The organism is Porphyromonas sp. C0026D3 (genome assembly GCF_056590775.1).
Genome location: NZ_JBWPWU010000006.1, coordinates 164,321 through 180,771, shown reverse-complemented (window position 1 = coordinate 180,771; position 16,451 = coordinate 164,321). Strand labels below are relative to the sequence as shown.

Genomic DNA, 16,451 nt, shown 5'->3' with positions numbered 1-16,451 from the left:
GGCAAGTATGCCGAGGCAGAGACCTGCTTCAAGGAGGCGATCGCAAAGGGTGACACCAGTGCAGCCGGCAACTTGGCTGAGCTGAAAAAGGTGGTCGAGAGCCTCTAATAAGGTTTGATTTGACGAAAATAGAGTTGTAAACACTATTATATTTTTTGTAACTGTTTTTTAATCACAAAAAAAAATCATGAGAAAAGTAACAACAACCGTTGCAGCAGCATTGGTAGCCCTTGGCTTCGTTGCCTGCGACAAAAAGAACAATCAGGCTACTCCGGAGCTACTCGGCTCAGGAACTTATGCCACCATTTCCGTAAGTGCAGCGCCACTTAAGGCTGATCCGGACCAAAATGATGAGACTGGTCGTGAAAAAGAATCGACTCTCGCAACCATGGACCTCATCGGTGGTGAGACCAAGTCTTGGATGCTTTCAACCTCAGAGGGACCAGGCAACTTCTGGAAAGTCGGTGACGTCTACAAGACCCTGCCTTGGGAGGTAATGCCGGGCAACAAGAAGCTCGCTGTTGTCCTCAACAAGGGTACTGTCACTCTGCCTTCCGTTGCTTTGTTTGCTACAGCAACCTTTGGTTCTAGTGCAACGGCTATAGACGACATCGCAGCTCTTTCCACCGATGAAAAGTTTGTAATGGCATCCGCAAGTGCCAACAAGACCATCCAACCCGAAAAGGATGAGGCTACGGTTAAGGCTGCCACCTCTGAGGGCGACAACGCCTTCACATTTGAGATTGAGCGTGTGGTTGCACAAGGTTTTGTAAGCAAGGCTACCAACCTCTCCGGAACAACCACCGACAATGATGGTACGATAAAACTTGATGACGTTACCTATGCTGCCATGAACGGTGCCACCAAGACTTTCATCTTGGCTGACAATGCCGGTGCACGCAAAATGGGTGCTGACAACCAGTACAAAGACTTCAAGTCTGCCATCGACGAATTCACCTTTGCAGATGCCAACAAGCCTGCTGAGCAGGTGAAGGATAACCTGATCCGTATCGGTGCTCTTGGCAAGGACAACAACAACGACCTTGGTGGTTACAAAGCACTTCCTGTAAATGCAGAGACCTACAAGACTAATGGACAAGAGGCTAACCGTGGTATCTACTTCCTCGAGAACTCTGTCAAGGAGGATCTCGATGCCACAACCAAAAAGCTTGGATTTGCACGTCTGGCCACAGCCAAGGTGTACGCTACTTTCACTCCGAAAAAGGTTTGGAAGCTAAAAGCCAACGCTCCTGTTGTCTTCGAGCCAGCAGCAGGTAGCAAAGTTTGGTATAAGGTAACTACCGCAGTAGACAAGTCTGACCCAGAGCATATCCAAACGACTGTTACTTACACTGATCGTACATTCGCCGATGCCGCTCCCGCTGCAAAGACAGAGAACACAGCAGGTAATGTAACCACCACTGTTGAGTGGAAAGAGGGTCGCGCCATCTACAAGCAAGAGCTTGAGGAGGTTGATGCCGTTGAGGGAGCTGACTTCTTCATTGGTTCGACCACCGGTGCTATCTACGACTCTATCGAGGCTGCACTTGCCGGTCATGCCAACAAACAGGTAAAGACCTATGCAAAGGGTCGTTGCGCATACTACGCACTGTGGAACCGCACCCCCAAAACGGATGTAAAGAACGGAGAAACTCGTCGTAACAACATCTACAGCCTGACGATCAACTCCTTCAAGACCAAGGGTATGAACTTTGACCCACTTGATCCTAAGGACCCGAACCTGCCACAGCCAAACCCCAATGATCCGGACAACGATCCTACACCTGAGAACCACAACACAGATATCGAGCCGGCCAAGACCTTCATGCGTGTAGACTGCAAGGTACTGCCTTGGAACCTCGTATCTCGTAATGTAACTCTTGGTGCCTAAGATAGAGTCTATCAGAAAAACCAAAGTCCGGCACTAGCCGGCATAGGACAGGTGGGCTTGATCGCCCACCTGTTCACAAATAGAGAAACAGTCCGATCCCAATCCCGGGGTAGCCAACATCTCGGTGAGGTGGAACCAAATGAGACCGATATGACGAAACGAATACTACCACTCACAATAACACTCTCGCTGATGGCGTTGATGGGCTTGCTCCTCACAAGTTGCCACAAGTGCGTGCATGAGGATCTGAGCAAGTGTCCTCAGGGGCTCGACTTTGTCTTTTACGAGCCCTCTCCGACTAACCCCACCAAGAAGCACTACCCCGATGCGGTGAAGGAGGTGCGTGTCTTTGCCTTTGATGAGCAGGGACGCTTGATACGTGAGTTTTCGCAAAAGGAGATTGTGCTCTCCGAGGGGTACTTTTTGCGCACGGACTACTACCGTGTCGGCACGACCGACTTCCTAGCCTGGGCGGGCGGTGACCTGAGTCAGCTCGACTTTAGTGCCTTTGTGCCGGGCAAGACAACCCGTGAGGAGATGATGGTGGCACTCAAACGCCAGGTAGACAGCTACCAAGGTGCCATAGCACCGATCTATGTGGGTGTGCCGGACAATGGTCCCCTCACGCAGGAGAGCGGACGCAACCAGGGCTCAATCTATGACCGAGTGCCGATCCGCCTGACACAGATCACCAACCGCCTCAACTTCACCGTACGAGGGCTCCACCCCAGGCACGACTACACCATACAGGTGGTGGATGACAACAGCCGATACACGATAGCCGGAAAGATCGCAGAGGATGACCGCTTTGTCTACAAGCCGTCCGACCTAAAGAAGGAGAAGACAACCTTCACTGCTTGGATGGATGTCATGAAGCTGGAGAAAGGGCGCAATGCCCGACTGATCGTCACCGACACCACTACCGGAAAGGAGATATTCAACGAAAACCTGGTGGAGGGTGTACTCCTCAAGACCGGTCCAACCGGTACAGCCTCTACCAACACTCTGGATCGACATGTTTTTGACATCGTCTTGATCTTTGAGTACGACAAAAATGTCGAGACCTACATGGCGGTACGAGGGAGCGTCAACAACTGGAACATTGTCTTCCGAAACATCAGCTTATAAACTTAGAGTGTCGTGAGGGATCATGAGGTTAACCAAGTTGAATTTTATTATTCCAAGCCTCTGTTTGGGGCTTGCCTTGGTACTGCCAGTGGGCTGTCGCAAGACCGATCGGCTCTTACCGACCAATGAGGGCGACACGTCCGACAAAACCCGAATCACCCTCGCTGTAGCGGTATCCGAACCGTCCATGCGAGGAACCATCGACCAGCGGGACCAGGATCCAATGCCCGGAACGGGTGAGGGCAAGGTAAGCAGAATGAACCTCTGGATGGAAAAGGAGGGGTGGAAGCAGACGACCCCCGATGCAACAGAGGCTCCGGTCTACAAAGGAACTTTTGAGGTCAGCCAAGTCCAAAAGCCCTCCGAGAACCGACACTACACGATCCTGCTCAATGGCCACAAGCTCCCCCTTGTGACCATCCCGCTACAGAGTGACGCCACAGTGACCCTCGACCAACTGGGTGCATTGATCGACCCGGAGGGCTTCACGATGACAGGAAACACCGGACTGACAGCCAATGTACGCCCGGGCATCGAAACACCGGCTCGTCCCGCCTCCAACTACTTCCCATCAGATGCCCCCCTTATCGTGGAGCGTGTCGTCTCTCGCGTACAGGTACGTCGCAAACCCAGTATGTCCCTCTCCGGACCTATGGCCAAAGGCCGGCTGGATATCGATGGACTAACCTATGCGGTGGCTGGATCTGCGCTAAAAGTCTACCTCTTTCGTGATCATGCCGGTGCTGACAACAAGATCAATAACAATGCCCTACTCAACTACAAGGGCAAGAGCTACATCCACGACCGGGTTGTTCCGAGCGGGCCTTTTGTACCTCCCTACCTAAAGGCACCCGGTGATCAACCCTACAGTGACCCATTCCTGCAACGGGTCTCCGACTACAAGGGTAAGACCGGCATCGTGGCAACCAACTTTGCGGCCAAGAGGATCGGAACAAGTGAGCCAGGTCCGGAAGAAGTCACCTACTGCCTAGAGAACAGCAATAGTGCCGAAATCACAAAGCGCAATCAACTGGAGTACAACCGTATCACCTACGTCAAGGTGTACGGTACCGTCACCCCGTCCGAGGGCTTGAAGTATGATCCGTCGTCAAAAAGCTTCGGGCGAGTGACCGACTTTGCCGGTGGTACCTACAGTTTGGTGGTCGATAGGAAGAAAGATCCGATAGGTCAGCAATACGACAAGAATGTCGGGAACAGGGAAAACCAAGCGGATGAGGCCGATATGTGGGGAGAGATGCGCGACAATGACACCTACACCTTGCACGTCAAGGATCCGCAAGGAACCTTTTACGTCGGATGCCAGGATCGGCGTGTCTATGCCGATCTGCGCTCCGCAGTAGAGGCAGGCAACGTCGCTGTGGATCGCTATGTCCGCGGGCGGATGGTCTGGCTCACACCGGCCAATGCCCAATATGCGGAGTACAGTGTCACCGCCCCCGGAGGAAGTGGTGGGTACCCCTCCATACCGGGCTGGACCAGAAATATAGACGATGACACAAGATGGGATGGCATAGACCCTGAGGATCCCAACAAACCCGGCCACGGTCACGGACCGGCACCAAAGATCACCTACAAGTACGTAAAAAACGCTGACACGAGGCGCAATAATATTTATGACCTCACCTTGGAGGGAATCAGCGACTTTGGGCTACCCTTTGACCCCATCGACCCGGAGGACCCCAACATCCCATGGCACAAAAACCCCCTGATGCCTCTCCCCGACGGACACATCAAAGTCGATCCTCCCTACAAGAGCCGAATCACCATCAAGGCCACCGTGCTCAAGTGGAATGTGCAGGAGCTCAACTACTCTTTCTGACACCGGTAATGCATTGAGCCAAAGGTTATGACTAATCGACGGAAAATTGAAAATAAGATCGGTGCTGATTTCGGTCACCTATTCGTCTGTAATCTGCTGACGTGGACGAGAAGTTGCGGACGAAAGACAGGGTCTCTCATTCGACATACTCTATTACTGGTCGGCTCTCTGTCGCTCCTCATTTTGGCAGGATGTCGGGATACGATCTTCTCAAACGTCGGGGATTGCCCGACTCCTGGTACCCCTCGTGTCGTACGTATCACCGCCAAAATCCTCAATCTCGACGAGGGAGTTGCGTTGCGCTCACTGGGTGGCTACCAAGAGAGTGACAACGCCAAGCCTTTTGCGCCGGTCAGCGAGTCGGACAATGCCTTTGAGCGCCAGATAACCACTATCCGTGTGCTCGGGTTTTATGCCGATGATGTGGCGGCCGGCATCAATGGCGACCCCGAGTCGCACCGAAAGGGCGAGATTGCCTTCAACAAGCTCTTTTTTGACCACAAGGCCCTGACCTCCCTCGGAAGAACCCTCACGGAGTCGGCGGTAATGCTGACCGAACCGGGTACCGGTGGAGAGCTGATTTTGGAATTTGAGACAGATCGGGTCGGCAACTTTGATGTGGTGCTTGTCGCCAACGAGCCACTGGATGGTATCTCTCGCCTTATCAACCCGGTGGACAAGGGATTCCCTGAACAGGACCGGTGCAACAAAGTGGTGCAGGAGACCCCATCCCGCCCACTGGTGAATGCCCTCAGCCTCGCCAAGATCAAAAAAGTGGAGGAGCTCCAAAAGGCCATGATCACCACCCCACAGTACCAAGTGGAGGATTGGACAGCACCCAAAGCCAACCGCAAGAGATACCAAGCCTCCTACTGTGGCGCATTGCCGGCAAAAGGGTGGCTCTACAGCAACGGTGGAATCCCGATGGTGGGGCAAGGCTCTTTTGCCATCGCACAACCAACAAGCAGGCTCCAACAAGTCTCCGGAGAGACCAAGATCAACCTAGAGCGGATGTTGGCCAAGATAGAGCTCAACTACAGCAATACGACAGAGCAAGGTCAACTCTATGGGCGACTCCGGTACCCACAACAAAAGGGACGCCATATCCACTCGGTAGAGCTGAATAACTACCCAAGGTTTGCGCTACTGCTGCCGGTACAACGCTCGGCATCGACACCGGAGTTTTCGACCCGTGGGGCAGCCCATAAGTACTACTCCACAGCGCAGGGCAACCACTACGTAAACCTCTACTACGCCAAGGAGAAAGCCCTCAACCGAAAGGTCGGGGGAGTAGAGGGACAACGGCTGGAGGATATCCTCCCCTTCAACATTGAGTACCAAAAGTTGATTCAGAATGATCCGGCGGGAGAGGTCAGTCTCCACTTTGGCCTACGCTACCGTCCCTCCTACTTCTTTTTTGGATACCGGTCACCGGACAGTGATCCGGTGTACCCACTTTTTGGGGTAGATTGGCTCCCATACGTGCGTCCCAACAGCATCGTGAAGCGTGACGGAACTCCTTTATACTACTACCAAGAGGGAACTACAGAGGAGCTGAAGAGATATACCAACCTCAACAACCGAGACTACAAGCCGACAGTACTCTACGCACTCCCCACGACGGCACAAATGCCGCCCGCCGTCTCCGGCAATGGGATCAGCAGCGACAATGGAGTGACAGATAGAGCGCAAGAGCCGACCGAGGTGATCGTGACCGCCGCCACCTATACCGGTGAACGGCACGAGCGAGATGAAAAATGGACGTACGACCCTACAAAGGAAGAAAAATTGGTGGCCTACCGATTCCGCCTTTTCAATAACGACAATGGCGGTGACAAATATGCCATCCGACGCAACACGATCTACCGATTCAATATCGTGTGGCAAGGGCAGGACGAGATCGTACTCTACAGATCAAAGGTCAGGGTCCTTCCTTGGAACGTACAAGAGTATGAGTACTCCTATTGACTCTAGTTTCACGGTATGGATATGAAAGACAAGAGAGAGATTCGCTTTGCCACCGGCCTCACACACTGGCTGATGGGTCTTGTGGCCTGTACACTCCTGCTCACCGGTTGTAAGGATCAGATCTTCTCAGCCGGAGCCGAGTGTCCCGACTCAAACGACGGCAAGGTGCACATCAAAGTAAGCATTCTGGGGCTCAAAGGAGCTGAGATGCCTCTCCGCGCCAGAGATAGTGGTGGCTATCCGGATCCGGACAAGGTAGATCCATTTGCTCCCGGAAAGGGACAGAATGAGAGGGATGTGAAGGAGGAACAACTACGATTTGAGAACCAGATTACCACTCTGCGTGTGCTGGGCTTTTACCAATCCGATATAACCGCACAATCCAGTCCGGATAGGAGAGCTCACAGAAGAGGGGAAGTTGCTTTCAACCATCTATTTGCCAACAGCAATGCGCTCAGAGACTTGGGACGTGCTGCCAAGCCCGGCGCACTGGAGCTACCGGCATTTGATGCTAGGCATGAGGCAGAGCTGGTGTTTGAGTCGGAGTGCCAAGGAACATTCGACCTCGTCATCATTGCCAATGAATCGCTCAACGCCACATCAAATTACAGTGGCTCAGTAGATCCTCGGACCAAGTTTCCCAATGACGTACTGACCGATGACCCCGGTGAGCAAGGTGAAAAGAAAACACTAGACCTCTCCGCCATCCAAAACATCAGCGACCTACAAAAGGCATTCATCACCACCCCCAACTATAGGATCGAGGAGATGGTACAGAATGGCAACTATCCGGCCGGCTACCAAGGCGCACTGCCGGCAAATGCTTGGCTCTATGCCAATGGCGGTATTCCTATGGTAGGGCAAGGGATGACCAAGATTCCGCAGAGTATGGAGGAGTCAACAGTCCCCACTCAACCGGCCGTCATCGGACTGGAGCGTGTGCTGGCAAAGGTAGTGGTCGAGTACACCAATACCGAACCGGATATGCGTATACGCCCCTGGACCCACGCACTTTTCGATCAGATGGTGCGAAATCGCCACCTGCACTCCATTTGGCTCAACAACTATCCAATGTATGCGATGTTGCTACCCTCTGAGCGAAGTGAATCGGATCGAGACTACGCCTCACCCGGAACCAATCACAAGCTCTACTCCGACCCCTCAAGCCCCTTTATGAACATGTACTACGCACAGGAAAAGGGGATACCCGATGCCAGCAATGGGCTAAAAATGCCCCTCACCCCCGCCTCCTATCGTAGCCGGACAGTCAATGGTGACAAAGCGGTGCTTTGTCGCCCCAGTTGCTTCATTTTTGGCTACATGTCGCCGATGTTCAAGTACAAGTATGATATGGGGGTTGTGTCGGACAGGCGGAAAGATCCGGTCCTGAATGTCAATTGGATTCCGATCATTCGCAACAATGCTATAATCATCTATTCGGGAAATGCCGTCTACATAGATCCGGATCGGAGAGTGGGCGATTATGTCAACTACAATGACCGCTACAACAGCTCGCACCCTATCGACCTCTATGTGCTACCGACTACCAACAGCCACATGCCCGCCATCTCCGGCAACGGCATTAGCACAAGAAACGGTGAAGTCGGGATGACACAGGAGCCGACCGAGGTAGTGGTGACCACAGCCATCATGAAACGTCCGGTGACCAAGGAGATGTTGAAATCCGAGTTTTGGAGCGATGATCAGGGGCTTTACAAGCAGTCGGATGACCATATGCTGAAGGACTACCGCTTTAGGCTCTTCAATCGAGACGGGGGCAATGACAGCTATGCCATTCGTCGCAACACCATCTACAAGCTGGTCTTCAACTGGCAAGGAAAGGATGTTGTCATCTGCTTCACCGCTCAAGTAAAGGTTTTGCCCTGGAACTACAAAGACAAGTACTACATCATCAACCCGGACACTTGGGAGTATGAGGAGGTAGAGGGAGAGGACTACCCCAGGAACGACCGCACAAATGCCACAGTAAAGAAATGATGAAGTCAGTAGATAAAATAGCCTTGATCGCACTGTGTGTCGCTTTGGCTCTCCTATCGAGCTGTCGCAAAGCGGAGCTACCAAACGTACCGGAAAACAGACAAGGCACACAGGACAAACAACCCCTGGAGATGATTGATCTGGAGCACCCCATCGTGCTCGGCATATCGGTACTGCCATCCCAGGTGGTGGATCTCAACCAGCCCCGCACTCGTGGTGCGTTGCGTGCCGAGCAGGGGAGCTATACCGAGGCTGATTTTGCCCGGTCGACGGTCAATCGGCCCCCGGGAGAGGATCCCGACTGCCTCTACGATGCCGAGGTCGGAGAGGACTGGATCCGAAACATCGTACTATTTGCAGACGGTGAAGAGCTAAAGCAAGGCGTTGACTACGACGTAGAGGGGCTCGTAGGTGGACCGGTGCTCAATCAGAATGACTTCGTGCCCAAAGTGCCTTGGAAGTACGACTCCTCACTTCCGGCTCCTTCCAAACAGGTGGTCGTGAAGATATACCGTCTGCCCAAAGACATGCCTAAAAATCTGGAGGTATTTGCCAACGCACAAGCAATAACGGTTGGGGATCATCGGGACCCTGATACAGTCGACGTTTCCTACATCAACACCCGAAATAGTCCCTGCCTGACCGCTTGGCCCAACACTCCATCCACCTGTTGCGACTACGAGGAGATCCTCTTCTTGAAGACTAACGAAGAGATATATGTAGACTCAACATTACCGTATCTGAGGACCTACATGGCACCCTCCAACCTTCCAATGTATGGCAAGGTAAGCGACTGCGACATCAACCCCGATACCTTTGAGTTCACCGGCAAGCAGTGGGGACAAGCGACAAGAGAGGAGATAAAGACCATCTATCTCGAGCGCGCAGTCTCCAAAATAGAGGTGACCTTCGACGAATACGTCGCCACTGATCCATCTGATCAGCAAGAGAGGATGTATTGGCTGGACGAGCTACGTCCCGGCGACTTCCCCAACATCATCACCATCGTACCGGGGTACGAAAACTACAACCGGAATGTCGATGGTGCACGCCAGCTTTTGGAGGGCTTGGGAGCACCAGATGATGGTATGCCTTTCATCTGGAGAAACAAGGCCGTTCGGTACGGATATCTTTACGGCTACGGCCGGTATTGGAGAAGGGAGACGGACTTTGTGATACAGCCTGAATGCGAGCAAATATCCCCTCAGGAGCAGTACCAGATTGAGCACGACAATTACCTCGGGCTAACCAAGGAGGAGATTGAGAATGACCCCGATAATAGGTACACAAAGTACATCAACGACAAGCTCAGGAGCGGGGTAAAACGGCCTCGGGAAGTGGCCATGTACCTGCCCGAAAGCTACGAGCCGGCAAGAAGCAAATTCCCGGAGGAGATTTTGAGAAATTCAAAGGACTACGAGACCACCATACGTATCGGCATTTCGGAGCTGTTCGCTACCGGAGATCCAGTCAATCCGTATGAGTATCTCACAGTGAATGCCCATTATCAGAAAAACACCAAGATCCTGAATATGGTAGTGGGCGAAAAGAATGCCAATGGCTTTCACGAGTTGGCTCGTAATACCTGCTACCGCCTACATATCCGACTGGGAGATGTGCTCAGAGGAACCTTCAAGGTATTGCCCTACAAGATCGTGGATCTGGACTCAGAGATCGACCCCGAGGCTAATGACAACCAAGCATACGACTGGACCATTCCACGAGCATTGAGGTGCAACCCTCTCGCCTATGTCGCCGAGTACAATGTGACACGGTCGGGTACTTGGGACAAAGGACAGACCATCCCTACTGCCCAAAACGAGGATGAGCTCCTACTCACTTGGAATGACGCCACCGAGCGGTACAATCGGCCACGATTGATCGAGGGTTCGAGCTGCGAGTATAGTATGCCCAACTACCTCCAGTGGAGGAGCATCTTCCCTTGCCAGACCAACATCAGCTTGGGTGGCGGCAATACAATAGTCGAAAATCACCGTGAGATAGTGGAGGTGGCTGGAGAGACCTTTGAGGCGACCCAAGACTTTAGACCCGGTACCTATACCATAAATGGCCAAAGCGTCAAGGGTTGCGTGGGATTGCGGTTCAGGGGCGACAACCCACAGGAAAAACGGTTCAAGTCGGCTTGGCTCTACTATTACGGTGAGCAGGATGGCAAGAAAGGACTACACATCTACTGCATCCCCTTGGCCTACGCGGTTGGGCCCAAACCAATCTCTTTTGGCCAAATCTGTGAGAATAAATTTTGGGAGACAAACATCCCCCACGCAGTACACCGCTTTTTCCCGGCCGCAGGCAGAATCACCTACTTCGGACAGAAGATGATCGAAAAGAGGGGCGAAATGGGCTACTACTGGCTCCGCACCCAGTACTTCGGAGACCGATACAATGCGGTCATGGTATACTTTGGTGACAACGTTATGGCACAGGATGGCAATGGCGTATTGCTCGACACACGTGCCTCCATCCGACTCTTTTCTCTAACCCCGGCTAAGTGACGGCAGCAGATGCACAGATAACCTATGATGATGAAGTGTTTATTATCCAATAGCAAGCTGACCCTCTTGGTCGCCACCATGTTACTGGCAGGGTGCCAGGGGCTCTATGCCCCCGGGCCGGGCTGTCCCACTCCGGAGGCCACTGCGGATGAGGGGGAAAAGATCCTCCTCGAGAAGCCAATCACACTGAACCTAGGGGTACTGCCTATGCGAGTGGTGGACACTTCGCGCCCCCCCACACGTGCCACAGGGGAGCTCTCACGCTCCTACAGCGAGGAGGATATGAAAAACTCCACACTCAACACCCCCGACCCCACGTACCACATCACCCCACATGTCAACGACTGGATCCGCACCATCGACATTCCTGAGCTGACACTGGGGGTGGACTACAAGGTATCACAGGAGCGTCCCATGTTTAGGCAAATCGAAATCCCCTACAGGTACGACCCGGAGCATAGGATAGATGACGATTACCGCTTCGCCCCATTTCCCTCGGGAAAACTTTATTTGCCAATAGTGACCATCTACAAGCTCCCAAAAGATGGGAACCTCTCTTTCTTTATCAATGCCTGGACCGAGCTGATGCAGCCCGGCACCTCGTTCATCGATCCATTGAGATCCGACCAAACCGACAGATTGCGCAAGGTCCGCAAACTCGATTTGCAACACCCCTACATGACGGCCTACCCCAGTAGATTTCCGCTACGCATAGACGATGAGACGGTCGCCAACTACAACCCAGATGCCGAGAACGTACGACCACCCTACTACTCACTGATGACAGCCTCCTACCTACCAATGTATGGCCGCATCACAGAGGCCAGAGTCTACAAGGGGGTACTCTATGGCAAGCAATTGGGCCGTGAGAGCGAGGAGATCGAGACCGTCTATGTCGAGCGTGCCACAGCCGAGGTAGAGATCCGGCTCCAGACCCGAGATGAGCTGTTTCCCGACAAGGTCTATCCCGACCAGTACTACATCCTCAGCAATGGGACACCCGGCAGGTACGTCAATATGCTGTCCATTATCCCCGACAACTGGGAGGGAGTACAGCAAGCGAGAGCAAAGTGGAGCAAAGAGGCCAACCCCCAATCCCATATCCCCTACCTAGGTGATCGCTTGAGAGATGGATGGGATGCCTACAATGTGCATATCTTCAAGCAAGGACTACAGCACCCGATTTTCATGCCCGAGAATTTCCCGACAAAGCCCGAGGAGCAATCCACCATCCGAGTGGGGATCTCCAAAAGTTTCCGGACCGCCGACAACGACTTTTCGGAGTTTGATCCCAATGATCACGGCAACCCCAGAAAGGACTACCGAAACTTCAAGCAGTTCGACGTCCTCTTTGGAGAAAAGAACCCACAGACCGGCCTCTACGAGGTGCATCGCAATACCCTCTATCGCATCTATGTCCGCATGAAGCGGTATCACCACTCCTCCGATCCACAGATTGAAGTGATAGGTTGGACCGATCAGGACCTACCCAAGGAGTTTTAGGAGTTCCCGTTTTTTATGAAAAGTGCTCAATACATACTGTCTCAGCTGACCTTTCGGTCATTGTTGCTCGCATTTTTGCTCGTGACCGGTGCCTGCCGGCATACCGATACCGACCTCACACTCCCCGAGGACGCACCCGCGATAGAGCGGACTCCATCGGGGCTGATGAAAGTGGAGCTGGAGATTGGCTCGGACCAATTCGATGGACTGATCGACACACCCAGAGCACTGACACCCGAGGAGGAGTGCACGATCAAGACGCTAAACATACTCGCCTTCTCTCTGGAGGGAAACCCCGGCTACGAGGACGAGAAACTGTTTCACCTGCCCGAGATCATCGCCGGCCCCACTCGGAATGGGAGCAAATACACCCTCACGCTCCTGACAAAGCCCGGACGCCAACGCCTCATACTCCTCGCCAACATCCCCTCCGCACAGCCCGCCTACTCCATCGCCGGGGTGGAGCTGGGCATGACCAAAAAGCAGGTCTACGACCGCTTGGTTTTCCCATTCAGCTCGGATGGCTGGATGGCAAAAAAGGACAGCGAAATCTTCGACCCGATCCCCATGTGGGGCGAGAGCAACGTCTGCTCAGTCGAAAACAGAGCCACACCATTCGGCGACTACCTCGATCCGCAAGGCACCACCGGTACGATCCGACTCTATCGCTCCCTCGCCAGGATAGACTTTGGCCTCAACTTTGATGACCCCACACCCGGAGCCACGACACTCCCCGAGACCTACCATTATGTACCCGGAGACCCCTTTACCTTCGAGGCCGTCTACCTCTATCACCCCGCCTCCAGTTTTCGCATGGCCGGAGATATGAGGAAAATCCAACGCGGGACATTCACCTTCACCGCTCCCACTCTCCCCACCTCGCTAGACTTCCACACCACCATGGAGGAGGGCGGGATGCCCAAGTGGGGCACCTACAACCCCCAAAACCTCCAGCCATACGAGCACGTCGGACGCCACATCCGTGCCATCTACATCCCCGAGTCTCCCGTACCCGCCTCACTGGTGGAGCGCACCTGCTTGGTCATGAAAGGCAAGTACAGAGATCAGGATCCATCCTACTATGCCCTGGACATCTCCACCACGGTCAATGGCCAAAGAAACTTCTTGCCCCTGATCCGCAACAAGCGCTACCGCATCAATGTCAAGAAGATCACCCGATCCGGATACCCCACCATCGAGAAAGCGATCAAGGAAGAGCCCTCCAAGACCGAGATCGTCTACAAGCTCGAGTCCCTCACCCCACTCTACTACCGAGACGGCAAAGGGCAGGAGCGAACCCTAGCAGTCACCGGCACAGTCTCCACCAAGGTGGATGGCCGTGTGGTCTCCACACGCCCACTGACATTGGGCGACTTTGACCTCGAGAAAGTTCCATCCATGGACTGGCTGGCCGTATCCGGCCCCAAAGTGAAGCAGACTAGGAAAATCGGCGTCCCCGAAACGCTGGAAAAGCCCGGACTCTCGCTTCGTGGCAAAGCTGACCCCACACAGAGCTTCCCTGTACCGGTCATCGTCAAGCGGTCACTGGAAGACAACCCACTCGCCTACCTGGCGAAGTACAACGTGACAAAAGACAAAAAGTGGGACACCAACCACACCATCCCCTCCACCTTGGAAGAGGCCAAAAAGGTGCTGATGAGGAACACTTTTGCACGGTCAACCTTCAAGCAACCTCAGTCTATAGAGGGATCGTCCGAGCAGTACAAAATTCCCGGCTCGTATCAAATGTGGTCCATCATACCTTCTGGGCTAATAATGCTTTCCGGCCGAGAAGGTCTCGACAACCCCGTGATATGCAAAGGAAAAGAGAAGGTACAGATTGCCGGTCAGGATTTCAATGCCTCAAGTACACTGATATTTCCCAAGAAAATAAAGCTGGCCGATAAGCAAACAGGAAGATCCTGCTGGGTTGCTCTCCGCTACAATGGCAATGACAGTACGGAAAAGAAGTACCGCTCCGCTTGGCTCTACTACTGGGGGGTCAAGGAGGTGAATGGAAGGCAAGTCAACGGCCTATACATCCACTGCATCAACATCGTGGGGATCAGCCGATCCGTAACCAGTGCCGAAGACCTCTTGGACAAATCTTTCTGGGACACCTACCTAAGCCAAGCTGTGGTCCGTTTTCTTCCCGCTACAGGCCAATCATCACATGACAAATACGATAACCCAACGAATCTTACGCATCAGGGTGAAGACGGGACCTTGCTTCAGGATCCTATACTTTGCCACTCGGGTTACGCTTCTTTTTCAGAGAATACTATTATTGGAGGCATAATGACTATTACAATGCCTCAGATCGGACCGTCTCCAGATCCAGATACATTTGATCTTCACGCTTTGCGTTTAATCTCCGACAGGGCGCTGGACGAGGACGGGGATGAGTGAGCTCATCCCCAGAAGATGATCCGGCCTTGTTGCCCCTCCGGTGGTTGCCAATTGATTGGCAAAATTGGTCCGCAGCACCCCGCTAGGGGTGCTTTTTTCTTAGCCTAGGTGTCGAGAGGCGAAGCCCCGAAGACCCCGAGTCCACAAGTCCGCCACTTTTTCCCTCACGACCCCGCCAGGGGGTCGCCAACCGGTCGATCTGTTTTGCGACCCCTAGCGGGGTCGTAGGGTGGGGATGACCGTCTTTTCCCGGGGGTCATCGTCGGGGCCTTCGCCCCTCCTCGACCGCCCGGCTATGAAAGAGCGACCCCTGGCGGGGTCGGCAGATCCGGACATCTGCTCCGCACTTAAACAAACCAGGGGCTGAAAAATTGGTCCACAGCACCCCGCTAGGGGTGCTTTTTTCTTAGCCCGGGTGTCGAGGGGCAAAGCCCCGAAGACCCCGGGGCCACAAGTCCGCCACTTTTTCCCTCACGACCCCGCAAGGGGTCGCAAAACAGGTGGTTTTCGGTTCAAAAAAAGCCTTTTCCGGGGGAGTTGATAGTCAAATAGTTGCAAAGACCCTTGAGTTTCACGGATAGAAGCAAAAGTTTTCACGGATAGAAGCGAACCTTTTCACGGATAGAAGAAATCGCTTAGACGGATAGACGGAAAAAATCAATCCCATCTTTGGCGGACCAATTTTGCCGATCTGCTCTGCGACCCCTGGCGGGGTTGTTTTATTTGTTCCGGAATCTATGGACCCGGGGTCTTCGGGGCTTCGCCCCTTGACACCCGGGCTATGAAAAAGGCACCCCCGGCAGGGTGCTGACGACCCAACTTCTCCGATCCAATTTTGCCGACTGTTTGTTGACCAAACTATTGACCCATTGGTGAACCCAATCAAACGACACAAATGGTGAATCCAAAAACGAAAAACAGGTGCGACAAAAAGGGTCTACCGACCCCGCAAGGGGTCGCTCTTTCATAGCCGGGCGGTCGAGGAGGGGCGAAGGCCCCGACGATGACCCCCGGAAAAAGACGGCCCCCCCCCCCCTCACGACCCCGCCAGGGGTCGCAAAACAGATCGAGAAATACGATACGGCAGACCGGGCCCGACTCCAAACCAAGGAGTGACCTTTCATAGGCGAGCGATGGGGCGGAGCGTAAGGGGCTTTTTTAGTACCTTTGGCGAACCGAGGGGATTGCACAAAGTGCG

At 53.5% G+C, this 16,451-nt stretch carries 8 protein-coding genes; all 8 read left to right on the top strand.

Annotated features, from left to right (window positions below):
* Nucleotides 1-187 precede the first annotated feature (187 nt).
* The 8 genes from AC1EK1_RS06545 to AC1EK1_RS06510 all read left to right on the top strand — a co-directional run bounded on the left by AC1EK1_RS06545 (nt 188) and on the right by AC1EK1_RS06510 (nt 15,253).
* Complete coding sequence (locus AC1EK1_RS06545) at nt 188-1,891, top strand: Mfa1 family fimbria major subunit (protein ID WP_480306107.1); 1,704 nt, start codon at nt 188-190, stop codon at nt 1,889-1,891.
* Nucleotides 1,892-2,041: 150 nt separating this feature from the next.
* Nucleotides 2,042-3,019, top strand: coding sequence for a FimB/Mfa2 family fimbrial subunit (locus AC1EK1_RS06540; protein WP_480306108.1), 978 nt, complete (start codon nt 2,042-2,044; stop codon nt 3,017-3,019).
* A gap of 22 nt (nt 3,020-3,041) precedes the next feature.
* Nucleotides 3,042-4,859: a hypothetical protein gene (locus tag AC1EK1_RS06535; RefSeq protein ID WP_480306109.1), complete on the top strand. Its 1,818-nt coding sequence runs from the start codon at nt 3,042-3,044 to the stop codon at nt 4,857-4,859.
* A gap of 27 nt (nt 4,860-4,886) precedes the next feature.
* Entirely contained in the window at nt 4,887-6,827 is a 1,941-nt protein-coding gene (locus AC1EK1_RS06530; protein ID WP_480306110.1) for a hypothetical protein, read from the top strand.
* A gap of 21 nt (nt 6,828-6,848) precedes the next feature.
* The gene (locus AC1EK1_RS06525; protein ID WP_480306111.1) at nt 6,849-8,825 is read left to right on the top strand and encodes a hypothetical protein; all 1,977 of its coding nucleotides are present in this window, start codon (nt 6,849-6,851) and stop codon (nt 8,823-8,825) included.
* On the top strand, nt 8,822-11,341 hold the full coding sequence (locus AC1EK1_RS06520) for a hypothetical protein (RefSeq protein WP_480306112.1): 2,520 nt from the start codon (nt 8,822-8,824) through the stop codon (nt 11,339-11,341). Before AC1EK1_RS06525 ends, AC1EK1_RS06520 begins: the two co-directional genes overlap by 4 nt.
* A gap of 24 nt (nt 11,342-11,365) precedes the next feature.
* On the top strand, nt 11,366-12,844 hold the full coding sequence (locus AC1EK1_RS06515) for a hypothetical protein (RefSeq protein ID WP_480306113.1): 1,479 nt from the start codon (nt 11,366-11,368) through the stop codon (nt 12,842-12,844).
* Between the two features lie 15 nt (nt 12,845-12,859).
* Nucleotides 12,860-15,253, top strand: coding sequence for a hypothetical protein (locus tag AC1EK1_RS06510; protein ID WP_480306114.1), 2,394 nt, complete (start codon nt 12,860-12,862; stop codon nt 15,251-15,253).
* The last annotated feature ends 1,198 nt before the right edge of the window (nt 15,254-16,451 follow it).

Coding starts and splice junctions, on each gene's coding strand:
- AC1EK1_RS06545 (WP_480306107.1), top strand. CDS start 188: ATGAGAAAAGTAACAACAACCGTTGCAGCAGCATTGGTAGCCCTTGGC.
- AC1EK1_RS06520 (WP_480306112.1), top strand. CDS start 8,822: ATGATGAAGTCAGTAGATAAAATAGCCTTGATCGCACTGTGTGTCGCT.
- AC1EK1_RS06530 (WP_480306110.1), top strand. CDS start 4,887: ATGACTAATCGACGGAAAATTGAAAATAAGATCGGTGCTGATTTCGGT.
- AC1EK1_RS06510 (WP_480306114.1), top strand. CDS start 12,860: ATGAAAAGTGCTCAATACATACTGTCTCAGCTGACCTTTCGGTCATTG.
- AC1EK1_RS06535 (WP_480306109.1), top strand. CDS start 3,042: ATGAGGTTAACCAAGTTGAATTTTATTATTCCAAGCCTCTGTTTGGGG.
- AC1EK1_RS06540 (WP_480306108.1), top strand. CDS start 2,042: ATGACGAAACGAATACTACCACTCACAATAACACTCTCGCTGATGGCG.
- AC1EK1_RS06515 (WP_480306113.1), top strand. CDS start 11,366: ATGATGATGAAGTGTTTATTATCCAATAGCAAGCTGACCCTCTTGGTC.
- AC1EK1_RS06525 (WP_480306111.1), top strand. CDS start 6,849: ATGAAAGACAAGAGAGAGATTCGCTTTGCCACCGGCCTCACACACTGG.